Raw genomic sequence first — 21,833 nt, 5'->3', positions numbered from 1 at the left:
CCATGGCACGTTTCTTCATCGATCGCCCGATCTTTGCCTGGGTGATCGCCATCATCCTGATGCTGGCGGGCATCCTCACGCTGCGCGGCCTGCCGGTCGAGCAGTACCCCGACATCGCCCCGCCGCAGGTCAGCATCAACGCCATGTACCCGGGCGCTTCCGCCAAGGTGGTGGAAGATTCGGTCACGCAGGTGATCGAACAAAGCCTGCAAGGGCTGGACGGGATGATGTACATGTCGTCCAACAGCCAGTCCAACGGCATGGCCAGCATCACGCTCAGCTTCGTGAGCGGCACCAACCCGGACACCGCGCAGGTGCAGGTGCAGAACAAGCTGCAGTCGGTGATGCCGCTGCTGCCGCAGGAAGTGCAGCGACAGGGCGTGACCGTGAACAAGGCGGCCAGCGGCTTCCTGATGGTGCTGGGCTTCGTGTCCACCGACGGCAGCATGAGCGGGCAGGACATCGGCGATTACGTCGCCAGCTCGGTGGTGGAACGCATCGCGCGCGTGCCCGGCGTCGGCGGCACGCAGGCGTTCGGCACCAAGTACGCCATGCGCATCTGGCTGGACCCGAACAAGCTGGATACCTACGACCTGAGCGTGGCCGACGTCACCGCCGCGCTGCAGGCGCAGAACGCGCAGGTCGCGGTCGGCCAGCTGGGCGGCGCGCCGGCGGTCGAGGGCCAGCAGCTCAACGCGACCATCACCGCGCAGGATCGCCTGCAGACGCCGGAACAGTTCCGCAACATCGTGGTGCGCGGCGGTGGCGATGGCGCCATGCTGCGCCTGGGCGATGTCGCGCGTGTCGAGCTGGGCGCGGAAAGCTACGGTTTCACCAGCCGCTATAACGGCCAGCCCGCCAGCGGCATGGCGGTGATGCTGGCCACCGGCGCCAACGCGCTGGACACCGCCGCCGCCGTGCGCGCGGAGCTGGAAGAGATCAAGCCCTACTTCCCGGCCGGCCTGGAGGCGGTCATCCCGTTCGACACCACGCCGTTCGTGGAAGTGTCGATCAAGGGCGTCATCAGCACGCTGATCGAAGCGGTGGTGCTGGTGTTTTTGGTGATGTACCTGTTCATGGGCAACTTCCGCGCGACGTTGATCCCGACCATCGCGGTGCCGGTGGTGTTGCTGGGCACCTTCGCGGTGTTGGGCGTGCTGGGCTTCTCCATCAACATGCTGACGATGTTCGCGATGGTGCTGGCCATTGGCTTGCTGGTGGATGACGCCATCGTGGTGGTGGAAAACGTCGAACGCCTGATGAGCGAAGAAGGCCTGTCGCCGAAGGAAGCGGCGAAGAAATCGATGGACCAGATCACCGGCGCGTTGATCGGCATCGGCGTGGTGCTGGCGGCGGTGTTCGTGCCGATGGGCTTCATGGGCGGTTCCACCGGCGTCATCTATCGCCAGTTCACCGCGACGATCGTCACGGCGATGGGGTTCTCGGTGCTGGTCGCCATCGTGCTGACCCCGGCGCTGTGCGCCACCATGCTGAAGCCGATCGAGAAGGGCGGCCACATGGAGCACGGCAGCGGTCTCATCGGTCGCTTCCTGGACTGGTTCAACGACAAGTTCAATGCCGGCAGCAGGCGCTACCAGCGCGGCGTGCGCGGCATCCTCGGGCGTCCCGCGCGCTTCATGCTGATCTACCTGGTGCTGGGCATCGCGGCGGCCTTGTTGTTCCTGCGCACGCCGAGCGGCTTCCTGCCGGAAGAAGACCAGGGCGTGCTGATGACCATCATCCAGGCGCCGGTCGGCGCCACCCAGGAGCGCACGCTGGAATCGGTGAAGCAGGTCGAGCAGGTGTTCCGGGATACCGCGAAGGACGACATGGAGTCCATCTTCACCGTGCAGGGTTTCAGCTTCGGCGGCAGCGGGCAGAACACCGGCATGGGCTTCGTCAAGCTCAAGGACTGGAGCGAGCGCCCGGGCAAGGAGCAGAGCGCGCAGGCGATCGCCGGCAGCGCGATGGGCGGGCTCATGCAGATCAAGGATGCGATGGCGTTCGCGATGTCGCCGCCGGCCATCCAGGGCCTGGGCACGTCCTCGGGCTTCTCGTTCAATTTGATGGACAACGGCGGCCTCGGCCACGCCGCGATGATGGACGCGCGCAACCAGTTCATGGGGCTGGCGTCGCAGAGCAAGCTGATCACCGGCGTGCGCCCGAACGGACAGGAAGACGAGCCGCAGCTGCGCTTGGAGATCGACCAGACCAAGGCGCAATCGCTGGGGTTGTCCATCGCGGAGGTCAACAATACGTTGGCCACCGCGTGGGGCGGTCGCTACGTCGACGACTTCATCGACCGTGGCCGGGTCAAGCGCGTCTACGTGCAGGCCGATGCGCCGTATCGCATGTTGCCGGGCGACTTCGACCGCTGGTCGGTGCGCAACAAGGCCGGGCAGATGGTGCCGTTCTCCGCCTTCGGTACCTCGAAGTGGGAATACGGTTCGCCGCGTCTTGAGCGCTACAACAGCGTCGGCTCGCTGGAGATCCAGGGCCAGGCCGCGCCCGGCGTGAGCTCGGGCGACGCGATGGCCGAAGTCGAACGCATCGTGGGCGAGTTGCCCGACGGCGTCGGCATCGAATGGACCGGCCAGTCCCTGCAGGAACGCGCCGCCGGCAACCAGACCGCGATCCTCTACGCGCTGTCGCTGCTGGTGGTGTTCCTGGCGCTGGCCGCGCTGTACGAAAGCTGGAGCGTGCCGACCGCCGTGTTGCTGGTGGTGCCGCTGGGCATCCTGGGCGCGGTGCTGTTCACCCTGCTGCGCGGGCTGGAGCGCGATGTGTATTTCCAGGTGGCGATGCTCACCACGGTCGGCCTGACCAGCAAGAACGCGGTGCTGATCATCGAGTTCGCCAAGCAGTATTACGAGGCCGGCACCAATCTGGTCGAGGCGATCATGCACGCGGTGCGCGACCGACTGCGCCCGATCATCATGACCTCGCTGGCATTCGGCTTCGGCGTGCTGCCGATGGCCATCGCCAGTGGGGCCGGCTCCGGCGCGCAGATCGCGATCGGTACCGGTGTGCTGGGCGGCATGATCGTCGGTACTTCGCTGGGCATCTTCTTCATCCCCCTGTTCTACATGGTGGTGACGCGGCTGTTCAGCCGCCGCGACCGCAACAAGGAAGCGGCCGCGCTGGACCTGCCGGCCACGGAGAATCCGCATGAATAAGACCTTGGGCCTTGCGCTGGCCATCGCGCTGGCCGGCACCGGCTGCGCCACGCTGGAGCCGCGGCTGCCGGAAGCGCAGCCGCAGATTCCGCAAAGCTGGCCGGTACCCGAAAACGGCATCACCCCGTCTGCGACTGCGGTGGGCGAGGTCGGCTGGCGTGACGTGCTGGTCGATCCGCGCCTGGAGCGCGTGGTGGCGCAGGCGCTGGAGAACAACCGCGACCTGCGGGTGGCGATGTTGAACGTCGAGCGTGCCCGCGCGCAGTACCGCATCCAGCGCGCCGAACGCGTGCCGGCGGTCGGTGCGAACGTGTCGATGGAACGCACCGGCGGCGACGCGCCGACGACCGACAGCTTTACCGCGTCGGCCGGCCTGGCCAGCTTCGAACTGGACCTGTTCGGCCGCGTGCGCAACCTGAGCGAAGCGGCGCTGCAGCAGTACTTCGCGCAGGAAGAGAACCGCCGTGCCGCGCAGATCAGCTTGATCTCCACGGTCGCCAACGCGTGGATGGCGCTGGCCGCCGACCAGAGCCTGCTGGCGATCGCCGAAGACACCCTGCGCGCGCAGGAGGCATCGCTGCGCCTGACCGAGCGCCGCCATGAGCTGGGCGCGGTCAGCGGGCTGGTGCTGGCGCAGGCGCAGACCCAGGTCGAAACCGCGCGTGCCGACCAGGCGCGTTATCGCGGCCAGGTGGAACAGGACCGCCATGCGCTCGACCTGCTGGCCGGTTCGCCGGTACCGGCCGGGGACCTGCCGCAGGGCTTCGATGACGGACTGGTGGCGATGACGGCGCTGCCGGGTGGCGTGCCTTCCGACCTGCTGCTGCGCCGCCCGGACATCCAGGCAAGCGAGCATGCGCTGCGTTCAGCCAATGCCAACATCGGCGCGGCCCGCGCGGCGTTCTTCCCCTCGATCAAGTTGACCGGCGCGGCCGGCAGCATGAGCGGCGAGTTCTCCAGCTTGTTCGATGGCGGCACGCGCTTCTGGCGCTTCGCCCCGCAGATCAGCATCCCGATCTTCCAGGGCGGCGCGTTGAAGGCGAACCTCGGCGTGGCCACGGCCAACCGCGACATCGCCCTGGCCAATTACGAGAAGGCGATCCAGACCGGCTTCCGCGAAGTCGCCGACGCGATCAGCCTGAGTCGCACCCTGGCCGACCAGCGGGCGGCGGCGGAACGCCTGCTCACCGCCGCGCAACGCGCCGAGCAACTGTCCAAGGCGCGTTACGACGCCGGCTACGACAGCTACCTCACCCTGCTGGACGCGCAACGCACCCGCTATGCCGCGCAGCAGGGGCTGGTGGCGGCGCGGCTGGCCGAGCAGGCCAACCGGATGACGCTCTACAGCGCGATGGGCGGTGGCTGGGACGGCGGCACCGCGACCCCGACGCCATGAGGAAGGCACTGCAACAGGGGTCGAACGCACGGGCGGAACGTGCGCGGGTGCAGCGCGACCGGATCCTCGACGCCGCCCAGCGCTGTTTTTCCGAGCGCGGTTTTCACGGAGCCAGCATGTCGATGATCGCCGAGACCGCGCAGATGAGCCCCGGGCTCATCTATCGCTACTTCGCCGGCAAGTCGGAATTGATCCACGGCATCGTGTCGCGGCAGTCGGAACTGCTCGCGGACGACTTCGAGCAACTGGAGTCGGGCGCGCAGCATCCGGTGGATGGCATCGTTGAAAAATATCGTGAGTGCGCGTCGTACAACCATGACAACCAGATATCGCTCCGTCATCTGGATGCCACGTTGCTATTGGAAATCGTGGCTGAATCGCGCCGTGACCCGGTGATTGCCGAGGCGATGGGCTTGCTGGATCAGCGCATCAACCATGGGCTCGGCCAATGGCTGGCGCAGTCGTCGACATCGGATGTATCGCCGCAGCGGCTGCAGGCGCGCGCATTGATTTTGCGCGCCTTGCTGGATGGCTTGAAGATGCGTCAGGCGCGCGATCCTGATCTGGATCTTGGCCTGCTGCGCGAAGGTTTGCAGGACGTGTTCCCCTGCTTGCAGGGCAAAGCGGCCTGATCAGGCGCCGCCGGTAAACCCGTGCTGGCGCCAGGCTTCGAACACCAGCACGGCGACCGCGTTCGACAGATTCAGGCTGCGATTGTCCGGGCGCATCGGCAGGCGCAGGCGTTGTGCTTCCGGCAATGCATCCAGCACTTCCTGCGGCAGGCCAGCTGTTTCGCGCCCAAACAGAAACGCATCGCCGGGCTGGTAATCAATCTCGTCAAAACGTTGTCGGCCGCGCGTGGACAGCGCGAACACACGGCCAGGCGCGACGGCCGCCAAAGCCGCATCAAGATCAGGGTGCACTTTCAGGGCGGCGTACTCGTGATAGTCGAGGCCCGCGCGCCGCAGCTGTTTGTCGTCCAATGAAAATCCGAGCGGCTCGACCAGGTGCAAGGTGGCACCGGTGTTGGCACACAGGCGAATCACGTTGCCGGTGTTGGGTGGGATCTCGGGTTGGTGCAGGATGACGTGGAACATGCTTACCAAGCGACCTCGCGCCCTTGCCAGTCGAAGAAGTGGCCCGAGTCCTTCGGGGTCGCGGCATCGATCACTTTCAGCAAGCCGCGTGCCGAATCCGTGACTGCTACCGAAGCCCCATCGCCGCCCATATCGGTCTGCACCCAGCCCGGATGCAGTGCGATGACCGAGATGCCGCGATCCGCCAACGCAGCAGCCAACAGGCGCGTCGCCATGTTCTGCGCAGCCTTGGAGATGCGATAGCTGGGTGTGGAAAACGCGTGCGTGTCGGCCAACGAGCCCAGGATCGAGCTGAGGTTGGCGATCTTGGCGCCATCGGCCAGCCAGGGCGTCAGCGATTGGGTCAGGAGTAGCGGGCCGCTGGCGTTGGTACGGAAGCTGTCCAGCAGATTGGCCTCGGTCAGCTGACCGAAACGCTCGCCCGAGTGCAGAACACCCGCGTTCTGGATGACCAGGTCCAGCTTGTCCTCGCCAAGCAGGAGCGGCAGTTCCCCCAACAACGCATGGTGGGAGGCGGCTTCGGCCACGTCCAACGGCACCAGCTGCAGGCGGCCCGGGTGCTCGCCAGCCAGTGCGCCCAAGGCGTGGGCCTGTCCGGGTTTACGGCAGGCGGCGATGACGCGATCGCCGCGCTCCAACAGTTGGCGGGTGAATTCCAGCCCGATGCCGCGGTTGGCGCCGGTGACCAGGGTATTCTGGGGCATGTGGTTTTCCTCGGTACTTCCGGCACAGGGGCCGGAACGGCACTAAAGGCTACCATCGGGGTTTCACTGTCCCGCAGGAATCCCGCATGTCCTCGATCCGTGCTCCGCGCGTCGCCGCGCTCGCCCTTGCCTTGTCGGCTGCCATCGGCAGCTTCGTCCCCGCGCCCGCCCTGGCGGCATCGCCGGCCAAGGCGGCGGTCGACATCCCGTATGAAACCTTCACCCTGCCCAACGGTCTGCGCGTGGTGGTGCATACCGACCGCAAGGCACCGATCGTCGCGGTCAACGTCTGGTACCACGTGGGCAGCAAGGACGAGCCGGCCGGCCGCAGCGGCTTCGCGCACCTGTTCGAGCACCTGATGTTCAATGGCAGCGAGAACGCGCCGGGTGAGTACTTCACGCCGTTCGAGCAGGCCGGTGCCACCAACATGAACGGCACGACCAATACCGACCGCACCAATTACTTCCAGAACGTGCCGACCACCGCCCTCGACATGGCGCTATGGATGGAATCCGATCGCATGGGGCACCTGTTGGGCGCCATCGACCAGAAGACGTTGGACGAGCAGCGCGGCGTGGTGCAGAACGAGAAGCGCCAAGGCGAGAACCAGCCCTATGGCCAGCTGTGGGACGTGATGACGTCCAAGCGCTATCCGAAGGGTCATCCCTATAACCACAGTGTCATCGGGTCGATGAATGATTTGAACGCGGCATCGCTGGACGACGTGAAGAACTGGTTCCGCGCGTGGTACGGCCCGAACAATGCGGTGCTGGTGCTGGCGGGCGATATCGATGTCGCCACCGCAAAGGCGAAGGTGACGAAATATTTCGGTGACATCCCGGCAGGCCCGACGATGGCCCAGCCCAAGGTCGATGTCGCCAAGCTCACTGCCGATGGCCGCACTGAGTTGCAGGACAAGGTGCCGCAGGTGATGGTGCGCCGCGTATGGAACGTGGCTGATGTGGCTGACCGCGATACCGACCTGCTGGATCTCTTCAGCCAGGTGCTGGGCGGCAGCGCGACCTCGCGCCTGGACAAGCGTCTGGTGTACCAGGACAAGCTGGTCGATAGCGTGGGCACCGGCAATTACGGCTCGCAACTGGGCGGCATGTTCTTCGTCAACGCGATGGTGAAGAAGGGCGTCGACCCGAAGCAGGTCGAAGCCGCAATTGAGGATGAATTGCAGAAGCTGCTGAAGGAAGGCCCGACCGCGGAAGAGCTGGCCCAGGCCAAGACCAGTCACAACGCACAAGTGGTGCGCGGCGTGGAGCGTATTGGCGGCTTCGGCGGCAAGGCCGACGTGCTGGCTGCTTGCGCGATCTACGAACAAGATCCGGGCTGCTTCCGCGCCTCGCTCAACACTGTGGCCAATGCGACGCCAGCCAATGTTTTGGCGGCTGGCAAGAAGTGGCTGGCCGCGCCGAGCCACACGTTCGTCGTGTCGCCGGGAGAGCGCAAGCCGCTGGCCGAAGAAGCCAGCGCCAAACCTGCACCGTTTGTGCTGGCCAAGCCGGATGCCAAGTTCAAGACGGTCGCCAGCGACGTGGATCGCAGCAAGGGCGTGCCGTCCGTGGAGCAATACCCGGCGCTGAAATTCCCCGCCCTGCAGCGCGCCAAGCTCGCCAACGGCACGACGGTGGTGCTGGCTGAGCGTCATGAAGTGCCTGTCGTGCAGATGAGCTACGAGTTCAAGGGCGGTTACGCCTCGGACGTTGGTGGCAAGCTGGGCACGGCCAGCTTCGCGATGGGGATGCTGGACGAAGGTGCGGGTGAGCTGGACTCGCTGGGCTTCAAGGCGCGCGCTGAAGGCCTGGGCGCCAACTTCGGCTCCGGTGCTGCGCTCGATGGCAGCAACGCTTACTTGTCGGCCCTCAAGTCGAACCTGGATGCATCGGTGGATCTCTTCGCCGACATGCTGCGTGCGCCGCGCTTCGACCAAAAAGACATCGACCGCGTGAAGGCGCAATGGATCGCCAACATCGCGCAGGAAAAGGCGCAGCCCCAGTCTGTGGCGCTGCGCGTGCTGCCGCCGCTGCTGTATGGCGAAGGCCATCCGTACGCGATGCCGCTGACCGGCAGCGGCAACGAGCAAGCCATCGCCAGCCTGACCCGCGATGACCTCGTGGCCTACCAGAACACCTGGCTGCGTCCGGAAGACGCGACGATCGTCGTGGTCGGTGACACCACCCTGGCCGAGATCGTGCCGGTGCTGAACAAGCATCTGGGCGACTGGAAGGGTCAGGGCACCGTGGCCAAGCCGGCGGCCTTGCCGCAAGTGGGCCGTCCGGACAAGGCACGCGTCTATCTGATCGACCAGCCGGGCGCGGTGCAGGCCAACATCATGGCGGGCCTGGTGATGCCGTCCACGCGTGATCCGGGTGCGGTCAAGCTGGAGATGAGCAACGACGTGCTGGGTGGCAGCTTCACTTCCCGCCTCAACATGAACCTGCGCGAGGACAAGCATTGGTCGTATGGCGCGCGCACGATGCTGCTGGGCGCGCAGGGCCAGCGTCCGTGGATTGCGATGGCGCCGGTGCAGATCGACAAGACGGCCGAGTCGATGAAGGAAATGCAGCGCGAGTTTGCCGACTACGGCAGCGGCAAGGTGCCGGCGACCCAGGACGAAGTCACCAAAGTCATCAACAACGAAGTGCGCAGCCTGCCGGGTGCTTACGAGACCGCCTCCTCGGTGATGAACACCATTGGCGGCATCGTCCGCTACGAGCGTCCGGACAATTGGGTCCAGGCCCGCAACGCGGAAGTGCAGGCGTTCACGCCGGCGCAGGCCGCAACCGCCGCCCAGGCCATCGACCCGTCCCAGCTGGTGTGGGTGGTGGTGGGTGATCTGTCCAAGATCGAAGCCCCGGTGCGTGCGCTTAACCTGGGTGAAGTCGTGGTGCTGGATGCCGACGGCAAGCCGGCTGCGAAAAAGTAAGGTTCAGTTTCGCGGTTCCGCTTCACCCCGATGCCCGCCACAATGGCGGGCATCGTCGTTCATCCCCTGTGGAGTTCCTGATGCGCCCTCAATCCTTGCTGCCGCTGCCTGCCCTTGTTGCCGTCTTTGTCCTTGGGGCCTGCACCTGGGTGCCGATTGCGCCGCCCGCTCAAAACGTGCGCGTACTGCGCGCCGCACCGGCCGATTGCGAGAAAGTAGGGGAGATCGATGTGGAGGTTACCGACAAGGTGATGCTGTACAAGCGCAACCCGCTGCGCGTCGCAGAAGAGCTGGAGACGCTGGCCCGCAACCAGGCCGCCAGCATCCCGGCGACCGACATCCATGCCCTCGGAGCGCCGAGCGAAGGCAGCCAGCGTTTCGCCGCCTGGCGATGCAAGCGCTGAGGAAACACGGGTTTTTGCTGCGGCGGCGGCGCTGAACCGGTAATCTAGGCGGTCTTTGCTTCGATTCGAGTCCTCCCCCATGCTGTTCAAGAACGTCGCCATTGCAGGTCTAGCCCACGTCGATGCTCCGCATTCGCTGACCTCGGACGAGATCAACTTGCGCCTGAAGCCGACCCTGGACCGTCTGGGGATTCGTGTCGATGTGCTGAAAGATATCGCCGGCATCCATGCGCGCCGCCTGTGGGGCAGCGATAAGCTGGCCAGTGACGCCGCGACCGAAGCCGGCATCCTGGCGCTGAAAGATGCTGGCATCCAGTCCGGCCAACTGGGGCTCTTGGTCAGCACCTCGGTCAGCCGCGACTATCTGGAGCCATCCACGGCCAGTATCGTTGCCGGCAACCTGCAGGTGGGCGATACCTGCCAGAACTACGATGTCGCCAATGCGTGCCTGGCCTTCATCAATGGCATGGACATGGCCGCGCGCATGATTGAGCGCGGCGAGATCGATTACGCACTCGTGGTCGATGGTGAAACGGCCGACCTTGCCTATGAGAAGACCATCGAGCGAATGTTGCGTCCGGATTCGACCGAAGACGAATTCCGCAACGAACTGGCCACGCTGACGTTGGGCTCCGGTGCCGCGGGCATGGTCCTCGCACGCGCCGAGCTCCATCCGGAAGCGCCGCGCTATAAGGGCGGCGTGACGCGCTCGGCGACCGAGTGGAACACCCTCTGCCGCGGCAACCTGGATCGCATGGTCACCGATACCAAGCAGCTATTGGTCCAGGGCATGAACCTGGCTGGCAAGACCTTCGTCGCCGCCAAGCAGGCGATGGGCTGGGCAGTGCACGAGTTGGATCAGTTCGTGGTCCACCAGGTCAGCAAGGTGCACACGCAGACGCTGATACAGAAGTTCGGCATCGACCCGAAGAAGGTCATGACGATTTTCGGCGAGCACGGCAACATCGGCCCAGCCTCGGTGCCGATCGTGTTGTCGAAGTTGAAGCAGGCCGGTCGCTTGAAAAAGGGGGATCGCATCGCCCTGCTCGGCATCGGTTCGGGCCTCAATTGCACGATGTCGGAAGTGGTGTGGTGATCAAAGCCTGACGGCTTTACTGCATGAACTTGCCCGGTTATCCGTTCACGCCAAAGCGTTTCGACGTTCGGCCCGGCATCGCCATGTCCTTCCTCGACGAAGGTCCGCGCGATGGCGAAGTCGTTGTCATGCTGCACGGCAATCCGTCGTGGAGTTATTACTGGCGGCATCTGGTGTCCGGGTTGTCGGACAAATATCGCTGCATCGTTCCCGACCATGTCGGCATGGGCCTGTCGGACAAACCGGATGATGCGGATGATGCATCGCCGCGTTACGACTACACCTTGCAGTCGCGCATCGATGACATCGATGCGTTGCTGGAACACTTGGGCATCGATGGGCCGGTCACGCTCGCAGTGCACGATTGGGGCGGGATGATCGGCTTCGGTTGGGCGCTGCTGGATCCGACACGGGTCAAGCGTTTGGTGGTAACCAATACCGCCTCGTTTCCCCTGCCGAAAGAAAAGCCGATGCCATGGCAGATCGCGATGGGGCGTCATTCGCGTCTTGGGGGCTGGTTGATTCGTCGTTTCAATCTGTTTGCGCGCGGCGCGGCGGCGTTTGGCACGAAACGAAAGTTGCCCGCTGACGTTAAGCAAGCTTATAGCGGCGTTTACGACGGCTGGACGAATGCGATCTCTACGCTGCGTTTCATGCAGGACATTCCGTTGGACGAGCGTGACCGCGCCTGGTCATTGCTCGCCGCGGCCGAGAAACAGTTGCCCGGCTATGCGGACCGCCCGGTGTTCATCGGCTGGGGCCTGCGCGACTTCGTCTTCGACAAGCACTTCCTCGCCGGCTTCACGCGTGCGCTGCCACAGGCCGAGGTGCAGGCATTCGACGATGCCGGTCACTACGTGCTGGAAGACAAGCACGAAGTCTTGGTGCCGAGGATTCGCACCTTCCTGGATGCGTACCCGCTGACCTGAGTCAGCGCACCCAATCCGCCATCGTCAGAGCAGACAAGCCGTGCGCGATGCGCGCGCGGTCGCATTGGTCGCTTCGCTCCCCGAATTCCCAAGAGGCCGTCAGCGAGGCACAGACCGACGGGCGCAATGCGTGGATGGTGCAGTATGAGTAAGTGCCGATGTCTGCATCCAGCGCGATGCAACGTGGCCGCGCTTGCGAAGTGCCACGCATGACGCGCTCATGCTGGCGGAGTGGCTCGGTGAGCTCCGGCGGCACTTGTCCGCCTAGTTCAGGCGCCGCCTCCGACCAATGCAGGCTGACGCGAAAGTGAGCGCAACAGGCGCCGCAGCGTAGGCAAGGGTGGGCGGGATCGTCGGGGCCGGACATGTGCGGATTGTGACGATTCGCGCGGTCCGCGCAAGGGGCTGCGACAATGGCGGCATGCAGTCTGTTTCCAATATCGCCGACAGCCTTCGCCAACGCGCCCGTGAGGCCCCGGAGCGCATCGCCATGCGTTGCCCGGGCAGTGGCCGCTACGACATCGCCCTGACTTACGGCGAGCTGGATGCGCGCAGTGATGCGATTGCCGCAGGGCTTGCCTTGCGCGGCATCACGCGTGGTCAGCGCGTCGTGGTGATGGTGCGGCCCACGCCGGAATTCTTCCTGGTCATGTTTGCGTTGTTCAAGTTGGGCGCGGTGCCGGTGCTGGTTGATCCGGGTATCGACAAGCGCGCGCTTAAACAGTGCTTGGATGAGGCAAGACCAGATGCATTCATTGGCATTCCATTGGCGATGTTAGCCAAGACGCTTTTGGGATGGGCGAGGTCGGCGCGTCTGCGCATCACCACCGGGCGACGCGCATGGTTTGCCGACGCAACCTTGGCCGAGATCGAACGTGAGGGCATGGCGATGCCGCGTAATGCGGATGCGACATCCCCTGATGACATCGCGGCCATTCTGTTCACCAGCGGCAGCACCGGCGTCCCGAAGGGCGTGGTGTACCGGCATCGCCATTTCATCGCGCAAATCGACATGCTGCGTCGCGCCTTCGGCATTGAACCGGGCGGCGTGGATCTGCCGACCTTCCCGCCGTTCGCGCTGTTCGATCCGGCATTGGGGCTGACATCGATCATCCCCGACATGGACCCGACGCGACCCGCCGAGGCCGATCCGCGCAAATTGCATGCGGCGATCAAACGATTCGGCATCACCCAATTGTTCGGCTCGCCGGCGTTGATGCGTGTATTGGCCGACCATGGCGAGCCGTTGCCGGGCGTGATGCGCGTCACAAGTGCCGGCGCGCCGGTGCCGCCGGAAGTGGTGGCGAAGATGCTGCAATTGCTACCCGAGGGTGCGCAGCTATGGACGCCTTACGGCGCGACCGAGTGTCTGCCCGTCGCGGTGATCGAAGGCCGTGAACTGCTGACCTTGCGCGGGCGCACCGAGGCGGGTGCGGGCACTTGCGTGGGGCGGCCTGTTGAAGGCAATGACGTGCGCATCATCGCGATTACCGATGACGCCATCGATACATGGACGGATACGCGCGAAGTGTCTGCGGGCATAGTCGGTGAGATCACCGTGGCTGGTCCCAGCGCGACCGACGCGTATTTCAATCGCGATGCGCAGACGCGGCTGGCGAAGATTCGCGAAGTGGCGATGGATGGCGATGAGCGCATCGTGCACCGCATGGGCGACCTCGGTTATCTCGATCGCGAGGGCCGCCTGTGGTTCTGCGGACGCAAGTCACAACGGGTGGTGGTCGACGTGGCGACCACGCTATGCACGGAACAAGTGGAACCGGTGTTCAACACCCATCCCGAGGTCGCACGAACCGCACTGGTGGGCGTGCCCCGTGCGGCCAGCGATGGCGGTTTGCAACTCAGTCGCGGTGACAGCGGTCAGCTGCGTCAGGCGACAAGTGAAGCCGGTATGTCGCCTGTGTTGTGCGTGGAGCTGCGCGAGGGTGTGACTGACAGCGACTGGCCACGAATCAGTGAAGAGCTTCGCCGGATGGCCGATGGTTTGGTGCATACGGCCAAGGTGGAGCGTTTCATTCGCTACCCCAAAAAATTCCCAGTCGATATCCGCCACAACGCGAAGATTGGTCGGGAAAAATTGGCCGCCTGGGCGGTGAAACAGCCGAGCGAAGGTGCATCGACATGAAGATATTGGTGACAGGTGGCGGCGGATTTCTCGGTCAGAAACTGTGCGAAGGTCTGATCGTTCGCGGCCATCATGTCAGTAGCTTCAACCGCGGCCTGTATCCAGCGCTCGATGCCATGGGCGTTGAGCAAATTCAAGGTGATCTTGCGGACAGAAGCGCAGTGATTGCAGCGGCGCAAAGTTGCGAGGCGATCTTCCACAATGCGGCCAAGGCGGGCGCGTGGGGAAGTTATGACAGTTATCACCGCGCCAACGTGGTGGGTACAGGCAATGTGTTGGCGGCATGCCGCGAGCATGGCATCAACAAGCTCGTCTATACCTCGACACCCAGCGTGACCCATCGTGCGACGCATCCAGTCGAAGGCGGCACGGCGGAAAGCGTGCCATATGGGGAAAACCTCAAAGCACCATATGCGGCGACCAAGCAAATCGCCGAAAAGATTGTGCTCGCCGCGAATGACGACACGCTTGCGACGGTCGCATTGCGGCCGCGTCTGATCTGGGGTCCTGGTGACAATCAACTTTTGCCGCGCATAGTCGAGCGTGCAAAGGCTGGCCGATTAGCCTTGGTGGGCGATGGCCGCAACCTGGTCGACAGCACCTATATCGACAATGCCGCGCAGGCGCATTTCGATGCGTTCGATCATCTCGCCATTGGCAGCGCGTGTGCCGGGCGCGCCTATTTCATCAGCAATGGCGAGCCGTGGCCGATGGAAGACCTGGTCAATGGTTTGTTGTGTGCTGCTGGCGCACCCGAAGTGCATCGGCATATCCCTTTGCGCGTTGCTTACGTGCTGGGCGCGGCGGCTGAAGCCGTCTGGCCCTTGCTTCGCCTGAAGGGTGAGCCGCCGATGACGCGCTTCCTTGCCGAACAGCTCGCCACTACGCATTGGTACTCGATGGCACCGGCCAAGCGGGACTTTGGCTACGTTCCTCGCGTGTCGATTCAGGAAGGCCTGAAGCGCGTTGCCGATGCTTGGCACACACACGGATAGAATGCGCAGATGACCGAATCTTCGCCCTTCAATTGGAAAGTGCCTGCTGGCCGAGCGCTGGAAGCAGCGCTCAACCGCGCGTTGTCGTTGGACGAGGACACGCGCGCTGATCTGCGTGCACTTGATGGCCGCAGTGTTGCCCTGACGCTGGATTCGCCGCCGCTGGCTTTGCGCGTGACGGTGGAGGGCGATGCGCTGCGTGTCGGTCCCGCAGGTGACGCGGACCGAGCGGATCTCTCCGTGCGCAGCACGCTGGGCGGATTGCTCCGCCAGCTGCCGATGCTGCGACGTAATGATGCGCCACCTGTTGGCCAGTTGCGTATCGAGGGGGACGCGGAGCTAGCGCGTCGCCTGCAACGTCTGGCCGAACGCTTCGATCCGGATTGGGGGCGACCGTTCACGGCCGTGTTTGGAGATGTGTTGGGCACGCAGATCGCGAATGGCATTGGTTTTGCGTTGCGTAATGCGCGTCATGCAGGCAAAGAGTTTGCCGGCAGCGCTGCGGATTACCTGACAGAGGAGTCGCGCGATGTGTTGGGTCGCGATGAGCTCGACGCCTTCCATGATGATGTCGATGCGATCCGTGACGATGTCGAGCGCCTTGCTGCGCGCGTGTCGCGTTTGAAGGGCGTGGCATGAAGTCGGTGCGTCGCGCTTGGCGCATCGGTCGTGTGTTGCTGCGCTATCGCTTGGATTCGCTGCTGGACGACACGCCGGCCGAGCGTTGGCTGAGGTTGGCGCGCCCCTTTGTGCCGAATGCATCCACCAATGTGCAAGCGATGCCGCGCGGCCAACGCTTGCGGTGGGCGTTACAAGAGCTGGGGCCGATCTTCGTCAAGTTCGGGCAGATTCTGTCGACACGTCGCGACCTGGTGCCGGCCGATATCGCGGACGAGTTGACCTTGTTGCAAGACCGCGTGCAGCCTTTCGATGGCGAAGAAGCGCGACGCATCGTGGAACAATCATTGGGTAATCCCACTGATGTGTTGTTTGCAAAATTCGACACCACGCCGCTCGCCTCTGCTTCCATCGCGCAAGTTCACGCAGCCGTGCTGGACGATGGCCGCGAGGTGGTGGTCAAGGTGCTGCGCCCCGGCATTGCCAAGCAGATTTCCAGTGACATCGCCTTGTTGTACGACATCGCCGGCATCGTCGAGCGCGCACATCCCAATGCCGACAAGATTCGTCCGCGTGAAGTGGTGGCCGAAGTCGAATCTACCTTGGCCGCGGAACTTGATCTGCAGCGTGAGGCGGGCAATGCCAGCGTGCTGCGACGCAATTGGCTGGGTAGTGCCGACCTCTACGTGCCCGAGGTGATCTGGTCGCATACCGGTGAGCGCGCGATGACGATGGAGCGCGTGCATGGCATTCCCAGCGATGACATCGTGGCGTTGGATCGCGCCGGGATAGACCGTAAGGCGCTCGCCGCGAAAGGGGTGCGCGTTTTTTACGAGCAAGTCTTCCGTGACAATTTTTTCCACGCCGATGCGCATGCCGGCAACATCTGGGTGGATCTGGAGCGCCAGCAGAACCCGCGCTTCATCGCACTGGATTTCGGCATCATGGGCCAGCTATCGCGCGAGGATCAGTACTACCTCGCCGAAAATTTCATGGCAATTTTCAATCGCGACTATCGCCGCATCGCCGAGCTGCATGTCGAGGCGGGCTGGATGCCGGCGACGGTGCGCATCGACGAATTGGAAGCCGCCGCTCGCGCGATTTGCGAGCCTTACTTCACTCGTCCGTTGTCGCAGATCTCCCTTGCTGAGGTCTTGGCGAAACTGTTCCGCATGGCGCAGCGTTATCAGCTGACTTTGCAGCCGCAGCTCATCCTGCTGCAAAAAACCTTGCTCAATATTGAAGGCGTCGGTCGCCAGCTCGATCCCAACATCGATATTTGGGCGGTGGCGAAACCGGTGCTGGAAAAGATTCTGGCCGACCGTTACAGCCCGACACGACTGGCGCGCGAATTCGCCAAGCGCCTACCCGAGTTGGTAACGCATGCACCCGACATGCCTGGGCTTGCGCACGCGTGGCTGAAACAGCAAGTGGAAGGCCGTCACCTGCTACAGATGGAATCGCACGATCTGCGCGTTTTGTCGAAAGACTTGCACGTCATGCAGAAGCGAATGATCTCGGCCGTGCTGGGCGTGGGTCTGTTGATCGTAGCGAGCGTGTTATACGGGCTGGAAGCAGGTGGTCCGCGCATGTTGGGGATCCCGGTCGCGACGTGGGTCGCGGGTTTGGGCGGCTTGTGGGCTTTGATCGCGGCATGGCCACGGCGTCGGAAATGAGTCGCTGATCAAGCTTCTACCTGCTGAATAGCAGGCGCAGAATTGCAGCCCGTCCTATGGTGCGATGATGCTGTCAGAAGTGGCAGTGCAGCGAAGGGGCGTCGCATGGTCGAGCAAGCGCAACAGGCGGGCAAAAGCGAAATTTATCGGACGCTGCTGGAATCCACCAAGGCGATTCCTTGGCAGATTGACTGGAAGTCCGCGACGTTTTCTTACATAGGCCCGCAGATCGAAGCCTTGTTGGGGTGGTCAGCCGATAGCTGGAAAACAGCCGTGGACTGGGCCGATCGTATCCACCCGGACGAGCGTCAGCATGTCGTCGAATATTGCATGGCGCAGTCAGCCAGCGGCATCGACCACGAGGCCGACTATCGCGCGCTGACTGCGGATGGCCGACATGTATGGATTCGTGACGTCGTCCATGTGATTCGTGACGAGGCGGGTGAGGTCAACTCGTTGGTGGGTTTCATGTTCGATATCAGCGAACGCAAAGTGAATGAAGATCGCATCGACGAATTGCAGAAGACATTGATGGCTTTGAGCTATCAGGATGGGCTGACCGGCGTCGCCAACCGCCGGCGCTTCGATGAGTTGTTGGCCGCAGAGTGGGAGAAGAGCCGCGCAACGGGCGCACCGCTGTCACTGATCATGGGCGACATCGACCTCTTCAAGGCTTACAACGATAGGCATGGACATTTGCAGGGCGATGATTGCCTGAAAGCAGTGGCGGCCTGTTTGAAGGCGGCTGCCATGCGGCCTCGCGATCTGGTGGCACGCTATGGAGGTGAAGAATTTGCCATTTTGTTGCCGGAGACCACGCGCAGCGAAGCATTGGCGGTGGCCGAGCGATGCCGCTTGGCGATTGCCGAGGGCAGCATCGTGCATAGCGATAATCGATTGCCCAGCATGAGTTTTGGCGTGGGCACACGATGTGATGATGATTGCATCGACATGCGCGATTTTGTCGAGGCGGTTGATCGAAAACTTTACGCAGCCAAGAGTGGCGGTCGGGACGCGATCGTCGCTTGAGCCCGAGTCGGCCTAACGCAAGCAAAAAATTGGGCGAGTCGATCGAAGCCGAGCTCGCCCTCGAGGACCGTTAGTCGATTACTTGGCGGCAGGTGCAGGTGTCTTCGCGGCATTGGCGAAGTCGCCGGCGACATACACGCTGAGCTCGGCAGGCTTGAAGTGACGCTTGATCGCCGCATTGACGTCGGCCAGTGTCAGCGACTTCAGTTTGGCGTCGAACTCGGCGCGGCGCAGCATCTTGCGGCCCAGGTACTGGTCGGAGTTCAGCATGCCGGCGATATTGCCGTCGCTGGCGCGGCCTTGCTGGCGCTGGGTCAGGATGCCGTTGACCGCATCGCTCAACTCTTCCGCAGTGATGCCATCACGCACGAAGCGCTCTAGCTCTTCGCGCACGGCAGCTTCAAGCTTCGGCATGTTTTGAGGCGCAGCGATGCCCTGGATCGAGAATGAGCCCGCATCGTCTTTACCGCTGCGGCTGGAATCCGCCGACAGGCCGCTGCCGATGCCATAGCTGAGGCCATCTTTCTGGCGTACGCGATCAAACAAACGCGACTTCAAGCCACCACCACCGAATACGTGGTTGGCGACAGTCAGCGCGGCGTAATCCGGGTTGTCGTCGCTCAGCGGCAGGTTAAAGCGCGCGAGATAGACGGCATTGGACTTGTCTGGCGTCTCGAAACTATGACGCTGTGCATCGACATCGTTGTAGCGCGTGTTGATCGGCTGGAAAGTCACGCCCGGCTTCCAGTCGGCGAACAGCTTCTGCAGTAGCGGCTTGATCACGGCAGGCTCAAAGTCGCCCACGATCGAGATCTGTCCGTTGCTGGTGCCGTAGAACGCATCGTGGAATTTGCGCACGTCATCGAGTTTGAGCGCACGCAGCTTGGCCAGCGATTCGTCCAACGTGTCAGTGTGCAGCGGATGTCCGACCGGCCATGGATCGAAATGCTGGGCCATGGCGATGCCGGCAACAGTGCCCGGCTCCTTGCGCGCGGCCTCGATGCCGGTGACCGATTGCAGGCGGGCCTGCTCGAACTCGTTCTCCGGATACGCCGGGTTGCGCAGAATGTCGGCGGCGAGGGTCAATGCATCGACCAGTTCACCGCGACGTGTTTGCAGGTCGATGTTGGCGCTCTGGATGCTGCCACTGACACTGGCTTGCGTTTTCAATTCTTCGAAGCGCTTGTCAATCTGCTCGCGGCTCATCGTCTTGCTGCCGCGCATCAACAACGCACCGGCCATGTTGCCGGCTGGATCGGGGTGGCGCTTGATGGATTCGACATCACCAAAGCGGAAGTCGGCATCCACCACCACGGTTTCGCCGCGTGTCCTTTTCGGTAACAGTGAAACCTGCAGGCCATTACCGATGGTGAAGATTTCAGTGCGTGCAGCGATGTTTTCGATGCTGGGATCGAACGCTTCACCGGCGGCGACTGCTTCACGGCCCTTATAGCCATCGACCAGCGTTGCAACAGCAGGACCAGCTTCGATAGTGGCGCGCACGGCGTTATCGGTCGGCACGAAGCGCGCCAAGGTGCGATTGGAGGGGATCAAGTATTTCTTGGCGACGCGATTCACGTCTTCGAGGCTGACTTTGTCCATCGCATCGCGCAGCACGAAGTAAAGACGCCAATCGCCGGCGGCAACGTACTCGCTCATCGCCAGACCAATGCGGTTGACGTCGTTGAACGAGAGTTCGTAGGCATTGGCGATGCGCTGTTTTGCATCGGCAAGTTCCTGCGCGGTGACCGGCGTGGCGGCGATCTTTTCCGCTTGTGACAGCAGTTCGGATTCGACCTTGGCTGTATCGCCATCCTTGGGCGGCACCGCGATCAAGGTGAAGCTGCCCGGATCACGCTGGGCACCAATGCCTGCGAAAGCAGCGGCAGCAAGTTTCGGCTCAACCAAGGATTTGTGCAGGCGGCCACCCGGCGAGTGACTCAGGATGTCGGCTAGCACCATCAGTGCAGGCGTATCGGCATGGGTGGCGGACGGTGCGTGATAGGTAAGACCGATCAGGCGAAGGTCGCCGCTGCGACGCACGGTGATTTCGCGTTCGCCATCCTGCGTTGGCTCGGTGGTCCAGAACGTGGGCAGGGTGCGGGACGGGCGCTTGATCTTGCCGAAGGTGGCTTGCACCTTGCCAAGTACCTCGGCGGGGTCGAAACGTCCCGCGATGATCAGCGTCGCGTTATCGGGCTGGTACCACTGGCGGTAGAACGCCTGCAGATTGCCGATCGGCACGTTTTCGACATCCGCGCGGTTGCCGATGGTGCTCTTGCCATAGTTATGCCACTGGTAGGCGGTCGACATCATGCGTTCGTTGAACACGATGCCCGGCTGGTTCTCGTTACGCTCCATCTCGTTGCGTACCACGGTCATCTCGCTGTCCAGATCCTTCTTGGCGATGTGCGAATTGACCATGCGGTCGGCCTCCATCCCCAGCATCCAATCGAGCGTGTCGTCGTTGGCGGGAAAGCTGCCGTAGTAATTGGTGCGGTCGAGGTTGGTGGTGCCGTTGAAGCTGACGCCGCGCTTTTTCATCTCACCGGGAATGTCGCCGTGCTTCGGCGTGCCCTTGAACACCAGGTGCTCCAGCAAGTGGGCCATGCCGGTTTCGCCGTAGTTTTCGTGCATCGAGCCCACGCCATAGGTGACGTTCACCGTCACGGTCGGCTTGGACGCATCCGGGAACAGCAGCACGCGCATGCCGTTGTCCAGCATGTACTCACAAATGCCTTCCACGCAGGCTTTCGAGGCGATGCCCTTGGGCGGCGCGATCGAGGATTGTGCGTAGACAGGATGCAGGGGGAAGGAAGCAACGACGATGGCACAGGCCAACGCAAGGGGACGAAGACGGGACATCCGAGTCTCTCTGGTCGAAAATGGGGCATGGTAGAGATCGAACTTTCCCCTGACGTGTGCCAAAAGCCCTGTTTGCCCGTGTTGTGGGTTGATGAACGCCTGGCGGCGATCCACAAACCGGCAGGTTTGATGGTGCATGACAGCGCTCTGGCACGCGGCGAAACCGATTTCGCCGCCGACCGCCTTCGCGAGCAGTTCGGCCGCCCGGTGTTCTTGGTGCATCGGCTGGACCGTGCCACCAGCGGCTGCCTGCTGTTGGCATTTGATCGCGAGACGGCATCGGCCTTGGGAAAGGCCTGGATGGCGGGTGAGGTGTCGAAGGACTACCTGGCCATTTGCCGCGGCTGGCCGGGGGAAACCCGCTTCACCATCGACCATCCGCTGGATGGTGGGCCGGGCAAGCCGCAGAAGAAAGATGCCGTCACCGACTTCGAGGTGTTGCGCCACTGCGAGTTGCCATGGCCCTCACAGGATTTCGCCACGTCCCGCTATGCCTTGCTGCGCGCCTCGCCGCGTACCGGGCGCTTCCGCCAGATCCGCCGGCACCTCAAACATGCTTTCCACCATCTGATTGGCGATACCAGTCATGGCGACGGCCGCCACAATCGCGCGTTTCGGGTGGCGGGGATTCATCGGATGTTGCTGCATGCCGAAGCGCTGACCTTCGTACATCCACATACCGGCGAACGTATGCGCGTCGAGGCTGCGCCGGATGGCGAATTCGCGCATGCGCTGGCCCTGTTCGAGCCAGCGCAGCAGGCGGGGTAGC

General features: G+C 63.3%; 17 protein-coding genes. 13 read left to right on the top strand and 4 right to left on the bottom strand.

Annotated elements, in window-relative coordinates; genetic code table 11:
• Positions 1-2 precede the first annotated feature (2 nt).
• The 3 genes from BW989_RS04200 to BW989_RS04190 are packed head-to-tail and all read left to right on the top strand — an operon-like array spanning position 3 to position 5,204.
• On the top strand, positions 3-3,176 hold the full coding sequence (locus tag BW989_RS04200) for an efflux RND transporter permease subunit (RefSeq protein WP_076585691.1): 3,174 nt from the start codon (positions 3-5) through the stop codon (positions 3,174-3,176).
• Complete coding sequence (locus BW989_RS04195; RefSeq protein WP_076585689.1) at positions 3,169-4,572, top strand: efflux transporter outer membrane subunit; 1,404 nt, start codon at positions 3,169-3,171, stop codon at positions 4,570-4,572. Before BW989_RS04200 ends, BW989_RS04195 begins: the two co-directional genes overlap by 8 nt.
• On the top strand, positions 4,569-5,204 hold the full coding sequence (locus BW989_RS04190; protein ID WP_083688218.1) for a TetR/AcrR family transcriptional regulator: 636 nt from the start codon (positions 4,569-4,571) through the stop codon (positions 5,202-5,204). Before BW989_RS04195 ends, BW989_RS04190 begins: the two co-directional genes overlap by 4 nt.
• On the opposite strand, the gene trmL is transcribed toward BW989_RS04190, so the two are convergent.
• Together trmL and BW989_RS04180 are read right to left on the bottom strand one after the other, a co-directional pair.
• A complete protein-coding gene (trmL, locus tag BW989_RS04185) occupies positions 5,205-5,669 on the bottom strand; it encodes a tRNA (uridine(34)/cytosine(34)/5-carboxymethylaminomethyluridine(34)-2'-O)-methyltransferase TrmL (protein WP_076585685.1) in 465 nt (154 codons plus the stop codon).
• Positions 5,670-5,671: 2 nt separating this feature from the next.
• Positions 5,672-6,373: an SDR family oxidoreductase gene (locus BW989_RS04180; RefSeq protein WP_076585683.1), complete on the bottom strand. Its 702-nt coding sequence runs from the start codon at positions 6,371-6,373 to the stop codon at positions 5,672-5,674.
• An 86-nt stretch (positions 6,374-6,459) separates the two neighbouring features.
• Between BW989_RS04180 and BW989_RS04175 the strand changes: the two genes are divergently transcribed.
• From BW989_RS04175 to BW989_RS04160, 4 genes are all read left to right on the top strand, one after another.
• On the top strand, positions 6,460-9,309 hold the full coding sequence (locus BW989_RS04175; RefSeq protein WP_076585681.1) for a M16 family metallopeptidase: 2,850 nt from the start codon (positions 6,460-6,462) through the stop codon (positions 9,307-9,309).
• Between the two features lie 80 nt (positions 9,310-9,389).
• On the top strand, positions 9,390-9,713 hold the full coding sequence (locus tag BW989_RS04170; RefSeq protein ID WP_076586424.1) for a DUF4156 domain-containing protein: 324 nt from the start codon (positions 9,390-9,392) through the stop codon (positions 9,711-9,713).
• 79 nt (positions 9,714-9,792) lie between these two features.
• On the top strand, positions 9,793-10,809 hold the full coding sequence (locus tag BW989_RS04165) for a 3-oxoacyl-ACP synthase III (protein WP_076585679.1): 1,017 nt from the start codon (positions 9,793-9,795) through the stop codon (positions 10,807-10,809).
• Between the two features lie 23 nt (positions 10,810-10,832).
• Positions 10,833-11,738, top strand: a complete 906-nt coding sequence (locus BW989_RS04160) for an alpha/beta fold hydrolase (RefSeq protein WP_076585677.1) — start codon at positions 10,833-10,835, stop codon at positions 11,736-11,738.
• 1 nt (position 11,739) lies between these two features.
• Here the strand turns inward: BW989_RS04160 and BW989_RS04155 are convergent, their stop codons facing one another.
• The gene (locus tag BW989_RS04155) at positions 11,740-12,105 is read right to left on the bottom strand and encodes a YkgJ family cysteine cluster protein (protein WP_076585675.1); all 366 of its coding nucleotides are present in this window, start codon (positions 12,103-12,105) and stop codon (positions 11,740-11,742) included.
• 54 nt (positions 12,106-12,159) lie between these two features.
• On the opposite strand from BW989_RS04155, the gene oleC reads away from it, so the two are divergent.
• The 5 genes from oleC to BW989_RS04130 all read left to right on the top strand — a co-directional run bounded on the left by oleC (position 12,160) and on the right by BW989_RS04130 (position 18,199).
• Positions 12,160-13,881 carry an olefin beta-lactone synthetase gene (gene oleC, locus BW989_RS04150; RefSeq protein WP_076585673.1) on the top strand — a complete coding sequence of 574 codons (1,722 nt, stop codon included), beginning with the start codon at positions 12,160-12,162 and terminating at the stop codon, positions 13,879-13,881.
• Complete coding sequence (gene oleD / locus BW989_RS04145; protein WP_076585671.1) at positions 13,878-14,876, top strand: 2-alkyl-3-oxoalkanoate reductase; 999 nt, start codon at positions 13,878-13,880, stop codon at positions 14,874-14,876. Before oleC ends, oleD begins: the two co-directional genes overlap by 4 nt.
• A gap of 9 nt (positions 14,877-14,885) precedes the next feature.
• The gene (locus BW989_RS04140) at positions 14,886-15,515 is read left to right on the top strand and encodes a ubiquinone biosynthesis accessory factor UbiJ (RefSeq protein WP_076585669.1); all 630 of its coding nucleotides are present in this window, start codon (positions 14,886-14,888) and stop codon (positions 15,513-15,515) included.
• Positions 15,512-17,170: a ubiquinone biosynthesis regulatory protein kinase UbiB gene (ubiB, locus tag BW989_RS04135; protein WP_076585667.1), complete on the top strand. Its 1,659-nt coding sequence runs from the start codon at positions 15,512-15,514 to the stop codon at positions 17,168-17,170. The genes BW989_RS04140 and ubiB overlap by 4 nt, the downstream gene beginning before the upstream one ends.
• 105 nt (positions 17,171-17,275) lie before the next feature.
• Complete coding sequence (locus tag BW989_RS04130) at positions 17,276-18,199, top strand: GGDEF domain-containing protein (protein ID WP_076585665.1); 924 nt, start codon at positions 17,276-17,278, stop codon at positions 18,197-18,199.
• Between the two features lie 78 nt (positions 18,200-18,277).
• Here BW989_RS04130 and BW989_RS04125 read toward each other — a convergent pair whose 3' ends face one another.
• Positions 18,278-21,064 carry a M16 family metallopeptidase gene (locus BW989_RS04125; RefSeq protein WP_076585663.1) on the bottom strand — a complete coding sequence of 929 codons (2,787 nt, stop codon included), beginning with the start codon at positions 21,062-21,064 and terminating at the stop codon, positions 18,278-18,280.
• Positions 21,065-21,091: 27 nt separating this feature from the next.
• Here BW989_RS04125 and BW989_RS04120 point away from each other — a divergent pair, with 27 nt between their 5' ends.
• Positions 21,092-21,832, top strand: coding sequence for a pseudouridine synthase (locus BW989_RS04120; protein ID WP_076585661.1), 741 nt, complete (start codon positions 21,092-21,094; stop codon positions 21,830-21,832).
• Position 21,833 lies beyond the last annotated feature (1 nt).

Source organism: Solilutibacter tolerans (assembly GCF_900155935.1).
GTDB classification, from domain to species: Bacteria; Pseudomonadota; Gammaproteobacteria; order Xanthomonadales; family Xanthomonadaceae; genus Solilutibacter; species Solilutibacter tolerans.
Note: the sequence above shows the minus strand (reverse complement) of the source record. Positions and strands in the feature narration are given on the sequence as shown.